This window comes from Roseicyclus persicicus, assembly GCF_012395815.1.
GTDB classification, from domain to species: domain Bacteria; phylum Pseudomonadota; class Alphaproteobacteria; order Rhodobacterales; family Rhodobacteraceae; genus Roseicyclus; species Roseicyclus persicicus.
The window spans coordinates 32338-48352 of the sequence record NZ_JAAZQQ010000003.1; the positions used below are offsets into that span (position 1 = coordinate 32338).

The 16015-nt window shown below is 69.5% G+C and carries 17 protein-coding genes; 10 read left to right on the forward strand and 7 right to left on the reverse strand.

Translation table 11 applies throughout. The annotated features are described in order from the left end of the window. Window positions 1–54: 54 nt before the first annotated feature. The 5 genes from infB to HCU73_RS10010 all read right to left on the reverse strand — a co-directional run bounded on the left by infB (window position 55) and on the right by HCU73_RS10010 (window position 5830). Entirely contained in the window at window positions 55–2538 is a 2484-nt protein-coding gene (gene infB, locus HCU73_RS09990; RefSeq protein ID WP_168623319.1) for a translation initiation factor IF-2, read from the reverse strand. Further along, window positions 2535–3167 carry an RNA-binding protein gene (locus tag HCU73_RS09995; protein WP_168623320.1) on the reverse strand — a complete coding sequence of 211 codons (633 nt, stop codon included), beginning with the start codon at window positions 3165–3167 and terminating at the stop codon, window positions 2535–2537. Before HCU73_RS09995 ends, infB begins: the two co-directional genes overlap by 4 nt. A 24-nt stretch (window positions 3168–3191) precedes the next feature. Next, window positions 3192–4817, reverse strand: coding sequence for a transcription termination factor NusA (nusA, locus tag HCU73_RS10000; RefSeq protein WP_168623321.1), 1626 nt, complete (start codon window positions 4815–4817; stop codon window positions 3192–3194). 6 nt (window positions 4818–4823) lie between these two features. Continuing rightward, entirely contained in the window at window positions 4824–5408 is a 585-nt protein-coding gene (gene rimP / locus HCU73_RS10005; protein ID WP_168623322.1) for a ribosome maturation factor RimP, read from the reverse strand. A 125-nt stretch (window positions 5409–5533) separates the two neighbouring features. Next, window positions 5534–5830 carry an I78 family peptidase inhibitor gene (locus HCU73_RS10010; protein ID WP_239025531.1) on the reverse strand — a complete coding sequence of 99 codons (297 nt, stop codon included), beginning with the start codon at window positions 5828–5830 and terminating at the stop codon, window positions 5534–5536. 73 nt (window positions 5831–5903) lie between these two features. Here HCU73_RS10010 and HCU73_RS10015 point away from each other — a divergent pair, with 73 nt between their 5' ends. The 5 genes from HCU73_RS10015 to HCU73_RS10035 are packed head-to-tail and all read left to right on the forward strand — an operon-like array spanning window position 5904 to window position 9130. Further along, a complete protein-coding gene (locus HCU73_RS10015) occupies window positions 5904–7016 on the forward strand; it encodes an S-(hydroxymethyl)glutathione dehydrogenase/class III alcohol dehydrogenase (protein ID WP_168623323.1) in 1113 nt (370 codons plus the stop codon). 28 nt (window positions 7017–7044) lie between these two features. Then, a complete protein-coding gene (locus HCU73_RS10020; RefSeq protein WP_168623324.1) occupies window positions 7045–7461 on the forward strand; it encodes a hypothetical protein in 417 nt (138 codons plus the stop codon). A 9-nt stretch (window positions 7462–7470) separates the two neighbouring features. After that, window positions 7471–7968 carry a GNAT family N-acetyltransferase gene (locus tag HCU73_RS10025; protein WP_210730591.1) on the forward strand — a complete coding sequence of 166 codons (498 nt, stop codon included), beginning with the start codon at window positions 7471–7473 and terminating at the stop codon, window positions 7966–7968. Between the two features lie 9 nt (window positions 7969–7977). Then, on the forward strand, window positions 7978–8424 hold the full coding sequence (locus tag HCU73_RS10030; RefSeq protein ID WP_168623325.1) for a hypothetical protein: 447 nt from the start codon (window positions 7978–7980) through the stop codon (window positions 8422–8424). After that, a complete protein-coding gene (locus HCU73_RS10035) occupies window positions 8414–9130 on the forward strand; it encodes an NYN domain-containing protein (protein ID WP_168623326.1) in 717 nt (238 codons plus the stop codon). The genes HCU73_RS10030 and HCU73_RS10035 overlap by 11 nt, the downstream gene beginning before the upstream one ends. 187 nt (window positions 9131–9317) lie before the next feature. On the opposite strand, the gene HCU73_RS10040 is transcribed toward HCU73_RS10035, so the two are convergent. Continuing rightward, a complete protein-coding gene (locus tag HCU73_RS10040) occupies window positions 9318–9935 on the reverse strand; it encodes a TetR/AcrR family transcriptional regulator (RefSeq protein ID WP_168623327.1) in 618 nt (205 codons plus the stop codon). Between the two features lie 135 nt (window positions 9936–10070). On the opposite strand from HCU73_RS10040, the gene HCU73_RS10045 reads away from it, so the two are divergent. The 4 genes from HCU73_RS10045 to HCU73_RS10060 all read left to right on the forward strand — a co-directional run bounded on the left by HCU73_RS10045 (window position 10071) and on the right by HCU73_RS10060 (window position 13457). Further along, window positions 10071–11021 carry an AEC family transporter gene (locus tag HCU73_RS10045; protein WP_168623328.1) on the forward strand — a complete coding sequence of 317 codons (951 nt, stop codon included), beginning with the start codon at window positions 10071–10073 and terminating at the stop codon, window positions 11019–11021. Window positions 11022–11083: 62 nt separating this feature from the next. After that, complete coding sequence (fghA, locus tag HCU73_RS10050; protein ID WP_168623329.1) at window positions 11084–11923, forward strand: S-formylglutathione hydrolase; 840 nt, start codon at window positions 11084–11086, stop codon at window positions 11921–11923. Continuing rightward, window positions 11920–12549 (forward strand): HAD family hydrolase, encoded by a 630-nt coding sequence (locus HCU73_RS10055; RefSeq protein WP_168623330.1) that lies wholly within the window; start codon window positions 11920–11922, stop codon window positions 12547–12549. Before fghA ends, HCU73_RS10055 begins: the two co-directional genes overlap by 4 nt. Further along, the gene (locus HCU73_RS10060; protein ID WP_168623331.1) at window positions 12546–13457 is read left to right on the forward strand and encodes an ornithine cyclodeaminase; all 912 of its coding nucleotides are present in this window, start codon (window positions 12546–12548) and stop codon (window positions 13455–13457) included. Before HCU73_RS10055 ends, HCU73_RS10060 begins: the two co-directional genes overlap by 4 nt. A gap of 72 nt (window positions 13458–13529) precedes the next feature. Here the strand turns inward: HCU73_RS10060 and HCU73_RS10065 are convergent, their stop codons facing one another. Then, a complete protein-coding gene (locus tag HCU73_RS10065; protein ID WP_168623332.1) occupies window positions 13530–14783 on the reverse strand; it encodes an MFS transporter in 1254 nt (417 codons plus the stop codon). A 128-nt stretch (window positions 14784–14911) separates the two neighbouring features. On the opposite strand from HCU73_RS10065, the gene zapE reads away from it, so the two are divergent. Continuing rightward, window positions 14912–16015, forward strand: coding sequence for a cell division protein ZapE (gene zapE / locus HCU73_RS10070; protein WP_168623710.1), 1104 nt, complete (start codon window positions 14912–14914; stop codon window positions 16013–16015).

Here is a 16015-nt window from a genome sequence, read left to right on the forward strand (position 1 = left end):
CAGGAAAAGGGGCGCCCGAGGGCGCCCCATGTCCGTCCGTCGCGGTCGGCGGGATCAGGCGAGCGAGCGCTCGACCTCCTCGCGCTCGAAGATCTCGATGACGTCGCCCTTGCGGATGTCGTCGTAGTTCTCGAAGGCCATGCCGCATTCCTGGCCCGACTGCACTTCCTTGACCTCGTCCTTGAAGCGCTTGAGCGTCTTGAGCGTGCCCTCGTGCACAACCACGTCGTCGCGCAGCAGGCGCACGCCGGCCGACCGGCGCGCCACGCCCTCGGTGACGAGGCAGCCTGCGACGTTGCCGACGCCCGACACCCGGAACACTTCCTTGATCTGCGCGTAGCCGATGAAGTTCTCGCGGATCTCGGCGCCCAGCAGGCCCGAGGCCGCGGCCTTCACGTCGTCGACGAGGTCGTAGATCACGCTGTAGTAGCGGATCTCGACGCCCTTCTGGTTGGCGGCGTTGCGAGCCGGCGCGTTGGCGCGGACGTTGAAGCCGATGACGGGGGCGCCCGAGGCTTCGGCAAGGCCGATGTCGCTCTCGGTGATGGCGCCGACGCCGTAGTGGAGGACGCGCACGCGCACCTCCTCGTTGCCGATCTTCTCCATCGCCTGCACGATCGCCTCGGCCGAACCCTGCACGTCGGCCTTCACCACGATGGGCAGTTCGGCGACGTTCTTGTCGGCCTTGGCCTTGGCCAGCAGCTGGTCGAGCGTGGTGGCGGCACCCGCCGCCGCGCGCTTGTCCTTCGCGGCCTGCGCCCGGTATTCCGCGATCTCGCGGGCCTGGGCCTCGGTCTCGACGACGTTCAGCACGTCACCCGCCTCGGGCGTGCCGTTCAGGCCCAGCACCTCGACCGGCACGGACGGGCCCGCTTCCTTCACGCGCTCGCCCTTGTCGTTCTCCATCGCGCGGACCTTGCCCCACTGCTCGCCGACGACGAAGATGTCGCCCTGCTTCAGCGTGCCCTTCTGCACGAGGACGGTGGCGACCGGGCCGCGGCCCACGTCGAGCTGCGCCTCGATCACCGCGCCCTCGGCGGGGCGGTCGGGGTTGGCCTGCAGTTCCAGGATCTCGGCCTGCAGCGCGATGGCTTCCAGCAGTTCGGGCAGGCCCTTGCCGGTCATGGCGGAGACCTCGACGTCCTGCACGTCGCCCGACATCTTCTCGACCACGACCTCGTGCTGCAGCAGGTCGGTGCGCACCTTGTCGGGGTTGGCCGCGGGCTTGTCGACCTTGTTGATCGCCACGATCATCGGCACCTTGGCCGCCTTGGCGTGGTTGATGGCCTCGACGGTCTGCGGCATCACCGCGTCGTCGGCCGCCACCACCAGCACCACGATGTCCGTCACCTGCGCGCCGCGGGCGCGCATCGAGGTGAAGGCCGCGTGGCCGGGCGTGTCGAGGAAGGTCAGCACCGCGCCGCTCTCGGTGGTCACCTGGTAGGCGCCGATGTGCTGGGTGATGCCGCCAGCCTCGCCCGCGACCACGTTGGCCTGCCGGATCTTGTCGAGCAGCGAGGTCTTGCCGTGGTCGACGTGGCCCATGATCGTGATGACCGGCGGACGCGGCCGCTGGTCCTCGGCCTTGTCCTCGGCGCTGACGATCACGTCCTCGACGTCGGCGTCCGAGACGCGCTGCACGCGGTGGCCGAATTCCTCGATGATCAGCTCGGCGGTGTCCGCGTCGATCGACTGGTTCTGCGTGACCATCATGCCCATCTGCATGAGCGCCTTGACGACGTCGGCCGCGCGCTCGGCCATGCGGTTGGCGAGCTCGGAGACCATGATGGTCTCGGGCAGCTGCACGTCGCGCACGACCTTTTCGCGGTCATGGGCGCCGCCCATGGCCTTCTGGCGCTGGCGCTCCTGCTTGCGCTTCATCGCGGCGAGGCTGCGCTGACGGCCGCCTTCGCCCCCGGTGAGGGCCTCGTTCAGGGTCAGCTTGCCCGAGCGACGCTCGCCGCCGCGGTCGCCACCCTTGCCGCGGCCGCCGCGGTCGTCGTCGTCCTCGCGGCGCCGGGGCGGCGCGGCGGGGGCGGGCTTGGCGCCGCCACGGGGGGCAGAGGGCGCCTCGGGGGCGACGGCGGCCGCGGGGGCCTCCTTGGGCGCGTTGCGGCGCGCCTCCTCCTCGGCCTTGCGGCGGGCGTCTTCCTCTTCCTTGGCGCGGAGCATTTCCTCGCGCTCGCGCTCCTCGCGTTCCTTGGCCTCGGCCTCGGCGCGGCGGCGGGCGCGTTCTTCCTCGCGCTCGCGCTCCTCCTGCTTGCGGCGCTCCTCCTCCTCGGCCTCGCGGGCGCGGGCGTTCTGGAGCGCCTTCAGGCGGCGTTCGAGCTCGGCGTCGGGAACGGACTTGTCCCGCTTTCCACCCTCGGCGTTCTGCGCAGCCGCGGTCTGCGTGCCGGGTTTCGGCACGACGACGCGCTTGCGCTTGGTCTCCACGACGACGCTCTTGGTGCGCCCGCGCGAGAAGCTCTGGTTCACGCGGCCGGACCGCGCGCCACCAGAGAGGCCAAGGGGTTTCTTACCGTCCGTATCGCTCATGCGTTCCGTTCGTCTTTCCCGGCGGTCGCTCCGCCGTCTGCCTTGCGCAGGCCCTGCAGTTTCGCGGCACCCTCTACAACACGAGGGGCCAGACCGCCAGCGGCAAGCGCGCCATGTATCACACTTTGGCGTCCGAATGCCAAACCCAATTCCCGGGCTGTCAGGACGCTGAAATAGCGGGCCCCGGTGGGGGTCCACAGCTTCGATTTCCCACGCTCCGAGCCGTCCGAGGCCTGGAGCAGAACCTTGACCTGGCGGGTCGCCAGCCAGTCCTTCACCTTCTCGAATCCGGCCACAGCCTCGCCCGCCTTTCGGCTGAGCGCGATGAGGTCCGTCAACCGCCGCGCGAGCCCCGCCTCGATCAGGTCGACGAGGTCGGGCGGCACCGTGACGGGCTGCCGGGCGGCGCGGGCGAAGAGGTTCTTCTTCACCGCCTGTTCCAGCGCGGCGCGGTCCGCCGACACCCAGATCCCGCGCCCCGGCAGCTTCTCCGCCAGGTCCGGCGCGATCTGCCCGTCGGGGCCGACCACGAAGCGGATCAGCCCATACTTGGGCTGCACCTCACCCGTGACGATGCAGCGCCGCTCGGGGCCATCGGCCCGGTCCTTGTCCTGTCCGCCCCGGCTCATGCGCGGGCCTCCGGGCAGAGGGCCTCAGCCCTCCGCCTCCTCGTCTTCGTCTTCGCCGGCCTCCGCCTCGGCGGCGGCACGGGCTTCGAGTTCCTCGATCGTGATCCAGCCCAGCGTGACGCGGGCGGTCATGATCATGTTCTGCGCTTCCTCGAGGCTGACGTCGAAGGGCTCCAGCAGGCCGTTGTCCTTCACGCGCTCGCCGTTGACCGAGGTCCAGCCGCCGGCCAGTTCCCAGTCGGCGCAGGTGGCGAAGTCCTCCAGCGTCTTGATGCCGTCCTCGCCCAGCGCCACCAGCATCTGGGGCGTCAGGCCCTCGAACTCGATCAGGCTGTCCTCGACGCCGAGACCGCGGGCCTTTTCCAGCGCCAGCCGGTTCTGCTCCTCGAGATAGTCGCGGGCGCGGGCCTGCAGCTCCTCGGCGGTGCCCTCGTCGACGCCGTCGATCACCAGAAGCTCGTCCATGTCGACGTAGGCGACCTCCTCCAAGGAGGTGAAGCCCTCGGCCACCAGCAGCTGGGCGAAGAACTCGTCCAGGTCGAGGGTGTCCATGAACAGCTTGGTGCGTTCCTCGAACTCGGCCTGGCGGCGCTTGGATTCCTCCTCCTCGGTGAGGATGTCGATGTCGAGCCCCGTCAGCTGGCTGGCCAGCCGCACGTTCTGGCCGCGGCGGCCGATGGCCAGCGACAGCTGCTCGTCGGGCACCACCACCTCGATGCGGCCGGCGTCCTCGTCGATGACGACCTTGGTCACCTCGGCGGGCTGCAGCGCGTTCACCAGGAAGGTCGCGGGATCCTCGTTCCACGGGATGATGTCGATCTTCTCGCCCTGGAGCTCGTTCACCACGGCCTGCACGCGGCTGCCGCGCATGCCGACGCAGGCGCCGACGGGGTCGATCGAGTTGTCGTAGGAGATGACCGCGATCTTGGCGCGGCTGCCCGGGTCGCGGGCGACGGCCTTGATCTCGATGATGCCGTCGTAGATCTCGGGCACTTCCATCTTGAACAGCTCGCGCATGAACTCGGGCGCGGTGCGGCTGAGGAAGATCTGCGGGCCGCGGGTCTCGCGGCGCACGTCCTTGACATAGCAGCGGATGCGGTCGCCGTTGCGGTAGGCCTCGCGGCCGATCTTCTCGTTGCGGCGCAGCACGCCCTCGCCCCGGCCGACGTCGACGATGACGTTGCCGTATTCCTCGCGCTTGACGACGCCGTTGATGATGGTGCCGACGCGGTCCTTGAATTCCTCGTACTGGCGGTCGCGCTCGGCCTCGCGGACCTTCTGCAGGATCACCTGCTTGGCCGACTGCGCCGCGATCCGGCCCATTTCCACCGGCGGGATCTCGTCGACGATGACGTCGCCCACCTTGGGGTCATCGAGGTAGGGGCGGGCCTGCACGACGGTCAGCTGGGCCTTCTCGTTCTCCAGCTCCTCGTCGGCGACCACGGTGCGCACGCGGGTGAAGGTGGCGCGGCCGGTCTTGCGGTCGATCTTGACCCGGATGTCGAGGTCGGCGCCGTAGCGCGACTTCGCGGCGCGGGCGAGGGATTCCTCCATCGCCTCGACCACCAGCGAGGGGTCGATCATCTTCTCGCGGGCCACCGCCTCGGCGGTCTGCAACAGTTCCAGCTGGTTGGCTGACGTGATGGCCATGTTCGTTCAGTCCTCCGCCTGCGAGGTGTCTTCCTCGATCTCGTCAAATTGGGTCTCGTCGATGATGCCGGCCGCCTTGCGCGCGCGCAGCATCTCGCGGATCAGGTCATCGGTCAGGACGAGCTTGGCGTCCGACAGCAGGTCGAAGTGCAGCCCGACCGTCACGGTCTCGGCGCCTTCTTCCAGGTTCAGGAGCACCTCGTCGCCCTCGACGCCCGCCAGCACGCCCTTGAAGCGGCGGCGGCCGTCGATCATCTCGGTCGTCTCGACCTTGGCCTCGTAGCCTTCCCAGGTCTCGAAATCCTTGAGCCGGGTCAGGGGCCGGTCGATGCCGGGGCTGGACACCTCCAGCGTATAGGCCTCGTCGAGCGGGTCCTCGACGTCGAGCACGGCCGACACAGCCGTGGAGATCTCGGCGCACTCGTCCACCTCGATGCCGCCCTCGGGGCGCTCGGCCATGATCTGCAGCGTCTTGGTCTTGCCGCCCATCAGCCGGATGCGCACGACCTCGAAGCCCATCCCCTCGATCACGGGGGTCAGGATCTCGGCCATGCGCCGGTCGATGGCGGTCTTGGCGATCAGGTCGGACACGGGGTCTCCAGAAACGAAAAAACGGGCCGAGCGGCCCGTCGATCTTGTCCGGTGGTGCCATCCGGTGTGGACCCGGGGGCGCCGCTGTTGACGGCCATATAGGGGGAATCGCGCCGGGGCGCAAGTCACCCGCAGCGGATGCGGGTGATCACCCCGGCGTCGTCCACCAGGAAGTTGATCCGCTGCGGCAGGAAATCCATCGTGACCGCCTGCCGGGGGCCGATCACCCGCACCGGACCATCGAACGACAGCCCCTCCAGCGCCGCGGCGGGCTGTCCGACCAGCTCGACGAAGGCGGCGGCCCCGCAGGTGTCGGGCCCGTCGATCGGCGGTTGCGGCTCGCGCATTCCGGTGCCTCCTCCGTTGGCGAGGGCCATGACCGGAAGGGCGAGGACGAGCAGGACAAGCGCCGTTCGGGTCATGGTATCCTCCGTTGCGTTGATACACAGATTGTCACAAGGTGCCCCCAAAGCAAGGTCAAGGGAGGGGCTTTCGATGCGCACACGTGCCGCCGTCGCGCTGGAGGCCGGCAAGCCGCTGGAGGTGATGGAGGTCAATCTCGACGGCCCCCGCGCCGGCGAGGTGCTGGTCGAGATCAAGGCCACGGGCATCTGCCACACCGACGAATTCACCCTGTCGGGCGCCGACCCCGAGGGGCTGTTTCCCGCCATCCTCGGCCACGAGGGCGCGGGCGTCGTGCTGGAGGTGGGCGAGGGCGTCACCAGCGTGAAGCCGGGCGACCACGTCATCCCGCTCTACACGCCCGAATGCCGGGAATGCGAATACTGCCTGCACCCCAAGACCAACCTGTGCCAGGCGATCCGGTCGACCCAGGGTCAGGGCCTGATGCCCGACGGGACCAGCCGGTTTTCGATGCTCGATGGCACGCCGATCCTGCACTACATGGGCTGCTCGACCTTTTCGAACCACACCGTCCTGCCCGAGATCGCGGTGGCCAAGGTCCGGCCCGACGCGCCCTTCGACAAGATCTGCTACATCGGCTGCGGCGTCACCACCGGCATCGGCGCGGTGATCAACACCGCCAAGGTCGAGATCGGCAGCCGCGCCATCGTGTTCGGCCTGGGCGGGATCGGGCTGAACGTGATCCAGGGGCTGCGGCTGGCCGGCGCCGACCAGATCGTCGGCGTCGACCTCAACCCCGACAAGAAGGCGATGGCCGAGTATTTCGGCATGACCGATTTCGTGAACCCGACCGAGGTGGAGGGCGACCTTGTCCCCTACCTCGTCAACCTGACGAAGGGCGGTGCCGACTACACCTTCGACGCCACCGGCAACGTCAAGGTGATGCGCGCCGCGCTCGAATCGGCGCACAAGGGCTGGGGCGAATCGATCATCATCGGCGTGGCGCCCGCCGGCGCCGAGATCTCCACCCGCCCCTTCCAGCTGGTCACCGGGCGCAGCTGGCGCGGCACGGCCTTCGGCGGGGCGCGCGGGCGCACCGACGTGCCCAAGATCGTGGACTGGTACATGGAGGGGAAGATCGAGATCGACCCCATGATCACCCACACCCTGTCCCTCGACGAGATCAATCGCGGCTTCGACCTGATGCACGCGGGCGAATCGATTCGCTCTGTCGTGGTCTACTGACCCAAACCCACCAGCGGGAGGTTCCCCAATGCGCAGCACATCCCTCATCGGCGGCCTCGGCGTCGCCCTCGCCCTCGGCACGGCGGCCCATGCCGAGGGCTGGACGGTGACCGACTTCAACTCGGTCAACACGCGCGACATCTGCATGGGGTACGCCGAGACCACCTTCCAGACCTACAACCAGCGCTTCGGCTCCAACGGCTTCATCGGCCGCTCCAGCTGGACGGTGGGCGGCTACGACCTGCGCGGCGAGGTGGTGGACGGGCTGTTCATCTGCGCCGACGAGGCGGGCCTCGTGGCCCCCTTCCTCGTGCTGCACAACACCGACGACGACAGCGATGCGCGCGAACTGATCGCCGACCGGCTGGGCGAGATCTGGGACGAGATCGTCGCCAACGGCGGAATGCCCTCGGCCGGCGGCACGGCGGGCGGCGGCACCAAGTAAGCCGTCGCCATGGCCGAGGGCCTGACGATCCGCCGCGCGACGGCGGCGGATGCGGCGGCGCTGGCGGGCCTGCTCCTGCCGGTGTTCCGGGCGGGCGACACCTACACGGTGGACCCCGGCATCGACGCCGAGGGCGCGGTCGCCACCTGGTGCGCCCCCGAGAAGACCGTCTTCCTCGCCGAGTCCGGCGGCGTGCCGCTGGGCACCTACTACATCCGGCCGAACCAGGGCGGGGGCGGAGCCCATGTCTGCAACTGCGGCTACGTCACGGCCGAGGCCGCACGGGGCCGCGGCGTGGCGCGGGCCATGCTCGACCATTCGCTGGCCGAGGCCCGGGCGCAGGGCTACCGGGCGATGCAGTTCAATTTCGTGGTGGAAGCCAACCGCCGCGCCGTCGAGACCTGGACGCGCGCGGGGTTCGAGACGGTGGGCCGGCTGCCCGGCGCCTTCCGCCACCCGACGCAGGGCTACGTGGACGCGCTGGTCATGTTCCGGTCGCTTGTCTAGGGTCGCGCCATGCGCGCCGCGACCGCCTGCCTCCTCGCCCTCACCGCCACAGCGGCGGCCCAGACGCCCCCGACGCTCGAGGCCCTGCGCGCGATCGAGGCGCCCGACCCGGTGCTGAGCTACCGTGTCGGCGACAGCGAGGTCGCGCTCCTGCCCTGGGACGTGGCGGCGGTGGAGCTGTCCGAGAGCGGCGGGATCACCGACATCTTCCTGCGGCTGGCGCCCGGGGCCGCCGCCGCGCTGGCGGCGCGGGTCGCCGCGGCGCCGGGCGTGCCGGTGGCCGTCACTGTCTGCGGCGCCGAGATGGAAGACGCGATCCTGCCCGACCGGGCCGAGGCCGGGACGCTCTACCTCGCCAACACGACATGGCCGCGCGGCGAGGCGGTCCGCGCCCTCTGGCAGGGGCGGGCGCGCTGTGACACGGTACAGGCGGAGGTATTCACCCATGCCAACTGACAAGACGCCGCTTCTGGCGGTGCTGATCGACGCGGACAACACGAGCCACAAGCACGCCAAGGCGATCTTCGACGAGATCGCCGGGCTGGGCGAGGCCAGCGTGCGCCGCATCTACGGGGATTTCTCGTCGAGCCACATGAAGGGCTGGTCGGGCGTGCAGGCCGAGTTCGGCATCGTGCCGCATCACCAGCCGGCCAACACCGTGGGCAAGAACGCCAGCGACATCGCGCTGGTGATCGACGCGATGGACCTGATGCATTCCGGCCGCTTCGACGGCTTCGTGCTGATCTCGTCCGACAGCGACTTCACCCGGCTGGCGCAGCGCATCCGCGAGCAGGGGCTGGATGTCTACGGCATCGGCCAGCAGAAGACGCCCGACGCCTTCCGCAAGGCCTGCAAGCGGTTCATCTTCGTCGAGAACATCCTGCCGCCCGACCCGCGCGAAGTGCGGTCGGACGAGAAGCCGGCCGACAAGCAGCCCCTGACCGAGGCGCGCGACCTGATCTTCCGCGCGATGGAGGGGATCGAGCAGGAGGACGACTGGTATTCGCTGGGCCAGATCGGCCAGTTCATCACCGCGGCGAACCCGGATTTCGACACCCGGACCTACGGCAAGCGCAAGCTCTCGGACCTCGTGCAGAGCCTGAAGATGCTGGAGGTCAAGCGCGGCGCGGGCAACCAGCTTCTGGTGCGGCGCCTGGATTGAGGCGGGGTTTGGGGGGCTCTGCCCCCCGTCGCCGTTGGCGACTCCCCCCGGAGGTATTTGGAAAGCAAAGATGAGGAGGCCGGGGCGCGCGTTAACCTTGATCGGGGGTTAACGGGTCAGCCAGCGCCAGCCCGGACCTGCCGCGCCCCACGGGCTGCCAAGAGGGCGGGGTGGGCGCGCGTGACCCTCAGGCGCGGCGGTAGCGGGCGAGGAAGGTCTTGACCGCCTCGGTGGCGATGCGGTCGATCTCGGCCTCGGGCGGGTCCTGTTCGATGCCGAACAGCACCTTGAGCATCAGGTCGGTGCGGCAGAGCTGCGCCAGCTGGTCGGCGGCCAGCGCGGAGTCCTCGATCTCCAGCACCGCGCGGGCGCGGGGGCTGTCGAGATACTGGGCGATCTTGCGCCCCCATTTCCGCGGGCCGCTGTCGTAGAAGGCGCGGCCGAGTTCGGGGAAGCGCTGCGCCTCGGCGACGCAGACGCGGAACATGTCCTGGCCGAAGCGGGACAGGATGAAGGTCATCAGCGTCTTGCATATGACGTGCAGGGTGTCCTCGACGCTGAGTTCGCCCGCGTCCATCAGGAACTCGACCTCGGCCTGCTGGGCGCATTCCGATTCCAGCACGGCGAGGAACAGGTGCTGCTTGTCGGGGAAATAGCTGTAGAGCGTGGCCTTGGACACGCCCGCGTCGCGCGCGATCTCGTCGACGCTGGCGCCCTCGTAGCCTTCGCGCAGGAAGACCGTGCGCGCGCCGTCGACCACCTGGTCGAACTTGCGCCCCTTGCGGATCTGCATCTCAGCGTTCATGCCCGCCCCCTTGTCTGATGACAATGTAAACCACTCGGTTCAGTTTCGGCAAGGATTTAGGCAGGCCCCGCCGCGCCGGCGGGAAACGCGGCGGGCAGATGGACTCTGCTGCGCCGCCGCATTAGCCAAGGCGCGATGATCGAGATCTTCCTCAAGACGCTGCCGTTCTTCGCGCTGATCGGGCTGGGCTACCAGGCCTGCCGGAGCGGGTTCTTCACGGCCGAGGCGGCGGCCTACCTGACGAAGTTCGTGTTCTACTTCGCCCTGTCGGCGATGCTGTTCCGCTTTGCCGCGAACCTGTCGCTGGCCGAGGTCTTCGACTGGTGGTTCGTGGCGGCGTATCTCTGGGGCTGCTTCGTGGTCTACCTGATCGCGACCGGGGTGGCCTTCCTGCGGCGGCGGTCGATCCAGGAGGCGGCGGTCGAGGCGCAATGCGCGGTGATCGGCAACACCGGGTTCCTCGGCGTGCCGATGCTGATCGTGCTGATGGGCGAGGCGGCGGCGGGGCCGGTGCTGATGGTGCTGTCGCTCGACCTGATCGTGTTCTCGTCGCTGATCGTGATCCTGATCACCGGCAGCCGTGACGGGCGGATGTCGCTGGGCATCCTGAAAACCGTGGGCCTCGGCCTCGTGAAGAACCCGATGATCGTGTCGATGGTGCTGGGTCTGGCGTGGTCGTCGACCGGCTGGGCGGTGCCGGGGCCGGTGAACGAGTTCCTCGCCATCCTCGGGGCTGCGGCGACGCCGGGCGCGCTGTTCGCCATCGGGGCGTCGCTGGCGGGGAAATCGGCCGAGCGGATCCAGGTCGCGGGCTGGCTCAGCTTCTGCAAGCTGGTGCTGCACCCGCTGGCGGTGGCCTTCGCGGCGCTGATGTTGTTCCCGGTGCCGATCTTCGACGCGGCGGTGATGATCGCGGCGGCGTCGCTGCCGGTGGCGGGCAACGTCTACATCCTGGCGCAGCACTACGGGGTGGCGCCGCAGCGGGTGTCGGCGTCGATCCTGATCTCCACCGCGCTCAGCATCGTGACCGTCTCGGCGGTGATCGCCTGGGTCTCGGGGCTGGCCGGGATCGTGCCGGGGGGCTGACCCGCTTGCGGGGCGGGGCCCGGCCGCGCTAGGGCTGGGCGGGGCCACGCGAGGACGCGACCATGGACACGATTTCCGAGAACCGCTGTTTCGGGGGCACGCAGGGCGTGTATCGCCACGCCTCGGACGCGACGGGCACCGACATGACCTTCGGCCTGTTCCTGCCGGCCGAGGCGGCGGACGGGCCGGTGCCGGTGCTGTGGTACCTGTCGGGGCTGACCTGCACGCACGAGAACGCCATGGTGAAGGCCGGCGCGCAGCAATGGGCGGCCGAGCAGGGCATCGCGCTGGTGTTTCCCGACACGAGCCCACGGGGGCCGGGCGTGCCGGATGATGCCGCCTACGACCTCGGGCAAGGGGCGGGGTTCTACGTGAACGCCACGCAGGACCCCTGGGCCGAGCATTTCCAGATGTGGAGCTACGTCACCGACGAATTGCCCCGCGCCCTGTTCTCCCGCTTCGCGCTCGACGAGGGGCGGCAGGCGATCACCGGGCATTCGATGGGCGGGCACGGCGCGCTGACCATCGCGATGCATTTCCCCGACCGCTTTGCCAGCGTCTCGGCCTTCGCGCCGATCTGCAACCCGATGGAGAGCGACTGGGGCCGCAAGCAGTTCACCGCCTATCTCGGGCCGAACACCGCGCTGTGGGAGGCGCATGACGCCACCGTCCTGATGCGCGCGCGCGGGTTCCCGGGGCCGGTGCTGATCGACACCGGGACGGCGGACCAGTTCGGCAACCACCTGGGCACGGAGGCGTTTGCGGCCGCGCTGGCGGCGCGGCGCCAGCACGCGACGCTCCGGCTCCAGCCGGGGTATGACCACAGCTATTTCTTCGTCTCGACCTTCATGGAGGATCACGTGAGTTTCCACGCCGAGGCGCTCTACGGGGTGACGGAATGACGGTCGCGCCGGAGGCCGTGATCTTCGACATCGGCAACGTGCTGATCGAGTGGCAGCCCGAGCGCTACTACGACCGGGTGCACGGCGAGGACAGGCGCCGCCGGCTGTTCGCCGAGGTGGACCTGCACTGGATGAACGAGCGGGTCGACCGGGGCGAGCCCTTCCGCGAGGTGATCTACGAGACGGCCGAGATGCATCCCGGTTGGCGCGCCGAGATCCGGGAGTGGCACGACCACTGGATCGAGCTGGCCACCCCGGTGATCGAGCATTCGGTGACGCTGCTGCGGCGGCTCAGGGCCAAGGGCGTTCCGGTGCATTGCCTGACGAATTTCGGGGTGGAGAGCTACGCCTACGCCCAGACCCAGTTCGATTTCCTGAACGAGTTCGACATCGAGTTCGTGTCGGGGCGGCTGAAGGTGACGAAGCCCGACGCGCGCATCTACGAGGCGGTCGAGCAGGGCGCGGGCGTGCCGCCGGAGCGGCTGCTGTTCGCGGACGACCGCGAGGCGAACATCGCGGTGGCGGCGGGCCGGGGCTGGCAGACGCACCTGTTCGAGGGCCCCGAGGGCTGGGCCGCGCGGCTGGTCGCGGCGGGGCTGTTGACGGCCGAGGAGGCGGCGCCGTGAGCGTGCGGATGATCGGGCCCGAGGCGGAGGCGCGGCTGGACTGGCTGGCGCTGTGCCGGGCCATCGAGGCGGGGCACGCGCGGCCCCGGGCGGAGATCGGGGATACGTTCCTTTATCGCGGGGGCGACACGCTCCTGAGCCGGGCGGCCTGGATCGACGGGCTGGGGCAGCTGGTCAAGACGGCGACGATCTTTCCGGGGAACGTGGCGGTGGGCAAGCCCGCGGTGAACGGGTCGGCGGCGGTCTATTCCGATGTCGACGGGACGCTGTCGGCGATCGTGGATTTCCACCTGCTGACCAAGTGGAAGACGGCGGGCGACAGTCTCTGCGCGGCGCTCAGGCTCGCGCCGAAGGACCCGCGCGTGATCCTGATCGTGGGGGCGGGGACGGTGGGCCGGTCGCTCCGGCAGGCCTACGGCGCGGCTTTTCCGGGGGCGCGGTTCCAGCTCTGGAACCGCACCCCCGTCAGCGCCGCGCGCCTGGCCGGGGCGTTTCCGGGGACGGAGGTGGTGACCGACCTCGCCGCGGCGGTCGCCGGGGCCGACATCGTGACCTGCGCGACGATGGCGACCGAGCCGGTGATCCGGGGGGACTGGTTGCGCCCCGGACAGCACATCGACCTGATCGGGGCCTACCGGCCCGACATGCGCGAGGCGGATGACGCTGCGCTGCGCCGGGCGCGGATCTTCGTGGATTCGCGGGCGACGACCATCGGGCATATCGGCGAGCTGAAGATCCCGCTGGCGGCAGGGGTGATTTCCGAGGGCGACGTGGTGGCCGATTACTACGACCTTGCTTCGGGGGCCTTTGCCCGGCGGTCGGAGGACGAGATCACGTTGTTCAAGAACGGCGGCGGGGCGCACCTGGACCTGATGGTGGCGCGCTACATCCTCGACGCCGCGGGCTGAGACGTGGTGCCGGCGAGGGGGCTGTCTGCCCCCTCGGGCTCCCCCGAGAGTATTTCTCAAGCAAAGATGGGATCAGGCCGGCTGTGCGGTCGGCGTGCGGTCCTTGAGCGGGATTTCCCGGATCGGCAGGTGGACGACGGCCGACAGCGCCCCGACGCCCACTCCGATCCACCAGACCGCGGTGTAGTCGCCGTAGACGTCGTAGAGCGCGCCGCCGAGCCAGACGCCGAGGAAGCTGCCCAGCTGGTGGGAGAAGAACACGAGCCCGTAGAGCGTGCCCATGTAGCGCAGCCCGTAGATGTAGCCGACGAGGCCCGAGGTCAGCGGCACGGTGGCGAGCCAGAGCGCGCCCATGACGATGGAGAAGGCGATGACCGTCTCCGGCGTGATCGGGAACAGGATGAACAGGCCGGCGGCCAGCGTCCGGCCCACGTAGATCGACGCCAAGAGGTAGCGTTTGGGGAACCGGGTGCCGAGCCAGCCCGCGGTGATGGTGCCCGCGATGTTGGCTAGCCCGATGAGCGAGATGGCGACCGCGCCCAGCGCCGAGGTGGTGGTGATGCCGATGCCGTGCAGGAGCGAGCCGGGCTCGATCGGGCCGCAGAGTTCCGTCACGAAGGCCGGAAAATGCGCGGTGATGAAGCCGAGCTGGTAGCCGCAGGAGAAGAAGCCAATGAAGATGAGCGCGAAGGAGGGGTCGCGGATCGCGCGGCCGACGATCTGGCCCATGCTTTCCTCCAGCTCCGCCTTCGTCGCGCGGGCGGGCGCGCGCAGGAGCGGCAGGGCGAAGAGGCTGGCGAGGATCATCGCGGCAAAGATCAGGAACACGGTCTGCCACGGGAACACCGACAGGAGCCCCTCGGCCAGCGGCGCGCCGAAGACCTGGCCGGCCGACCCCGCCGCGGTGGCGACGCCGAGCGCGACGGAGCGGTTCGCGTCCGACGCCGCGCGTCCGACGATGGCGAGGATGACGCCGAAGCCGGTGCCCGCGATGCCGAAGCCCACGAGGATTTCCAGCAGCTGGTGCTGGCCCGGCGTGATCGCGTAGGCCGAGAACACCAGCCCCGCGGCATACATCAGGGCGCCGAGCACGATGGCGCGGCGGTCGCCGAAGCGTTCGGCGATGGCGCCGAAGATCGGCTGGCCGATGCCCCAGGCAAGGTTCTGGATCGCGATGGCCAGCGAAAACTCGGCGCGGAGCCAGCCGAATTCCTCGGCGATGGGGATCTGGAACACCCCGAAGCTCGCCCGCACGGCGAAGCTGATCATGATGATGATGCAGCCCCCGATGAGCACCGGGGTGAAAAGCGAGTCCTGCCGGGTCATCGCGGTCCTGTCCGTCACTGTCGCGCGGATAACTGGCACCGGGGTCGGGCGGCGTCAAATCACGGCTGGTGATGGGGGCTGCAACAGGCGCTTAACCCCGCCGGCGAATGGCTGTAGGCAAGGGCGCGATGGGACAGCACCTGCAAGCGATCTACGACACCCGCGTGGCCGAGGGGATGCTCCGCCCCGACCCGGCCCAGCGTGCGGCCCTCCTGCGGATGGAGGATCTGCGGGAGCGGCTGGAGGCGCGGCCGAAGCCCCGGACCGGCCTGCTCGCGCGGCTCCTGAAGGCGCCCGAGGCGCCGGGGGGCAAGCAGGGGCTGTATCTCTGGGGCGGGGTCGGGCGCGGCAAGTCGATGCTGATGGACCTGTTCTACCAGCACGCGCCGACGACGCAGAAGCGCCGGGTGCATTTCCACGCCTTCATGCAGGAGGTGCAGGCCGCGCTGCACGAGGCGCGCAAGACCGGGGTGGATGATGCCATCAAGCCGGTGGCCGAGGGGATCGCCCGCGACCTGCGGCTCCTGTGCTTCGACGAGATGCAGATCACCGACATCGCCGATGCGATGATCGTGGGGCGGCTGTTCGAGCGGCTGTTCGCGGCCGGCGTGGTGATCGTGACGACGTCGAACCGGCACCCGAGCGAGCTCTACAAGGACGGGCTGAACCGGCAGCTGTTCCTGCCCTTCATCGCGCTGCTGGAAGAGAAGCTGGAGGTCGACCAGCTGGATGCGATGACCGACTACCGGCAGGACCGGCTGGCCGGGACGCAGGTGTATTTCACGCCGCTGGGGGCCGCAACGACGCAGGCGATCGATGCGGTCTGGCGCGACCTGACGCAGGGCCGGGAGGAGGCGCTGGTGCTGGAGGTGAAGGGGCGCGAGGTGCGGCTGCCGCGGTACTGGGCGGGGATGGCGCGGGCGGGGTTCTGGGACCTGTGCGGGCAGCCGCTGGGCCCCGCGGATTACCTCGCGCTGGTGGGCGCGGTGAAGCTCCTGGTGCTGGAGGGGGTGCCGCGGCTCGATGCCAGTAAATTCAACGAAGCCAAGAGGTTCGTGACCCTCGTCGACACGCTCTACGAGGGGCATGTGCGGCTGATCTGCTCGGCCGAGGCGGAGCCGGAGCGGCTGTATCTCGAGGGCGCCGGCAGCTTCGAGTTCGAGCGCACGGCAAGCCGGCTGCGCGAGATGCAGGGCGCCGACTGGGGCACCGGGCGGGACGCGCTGGGCTGA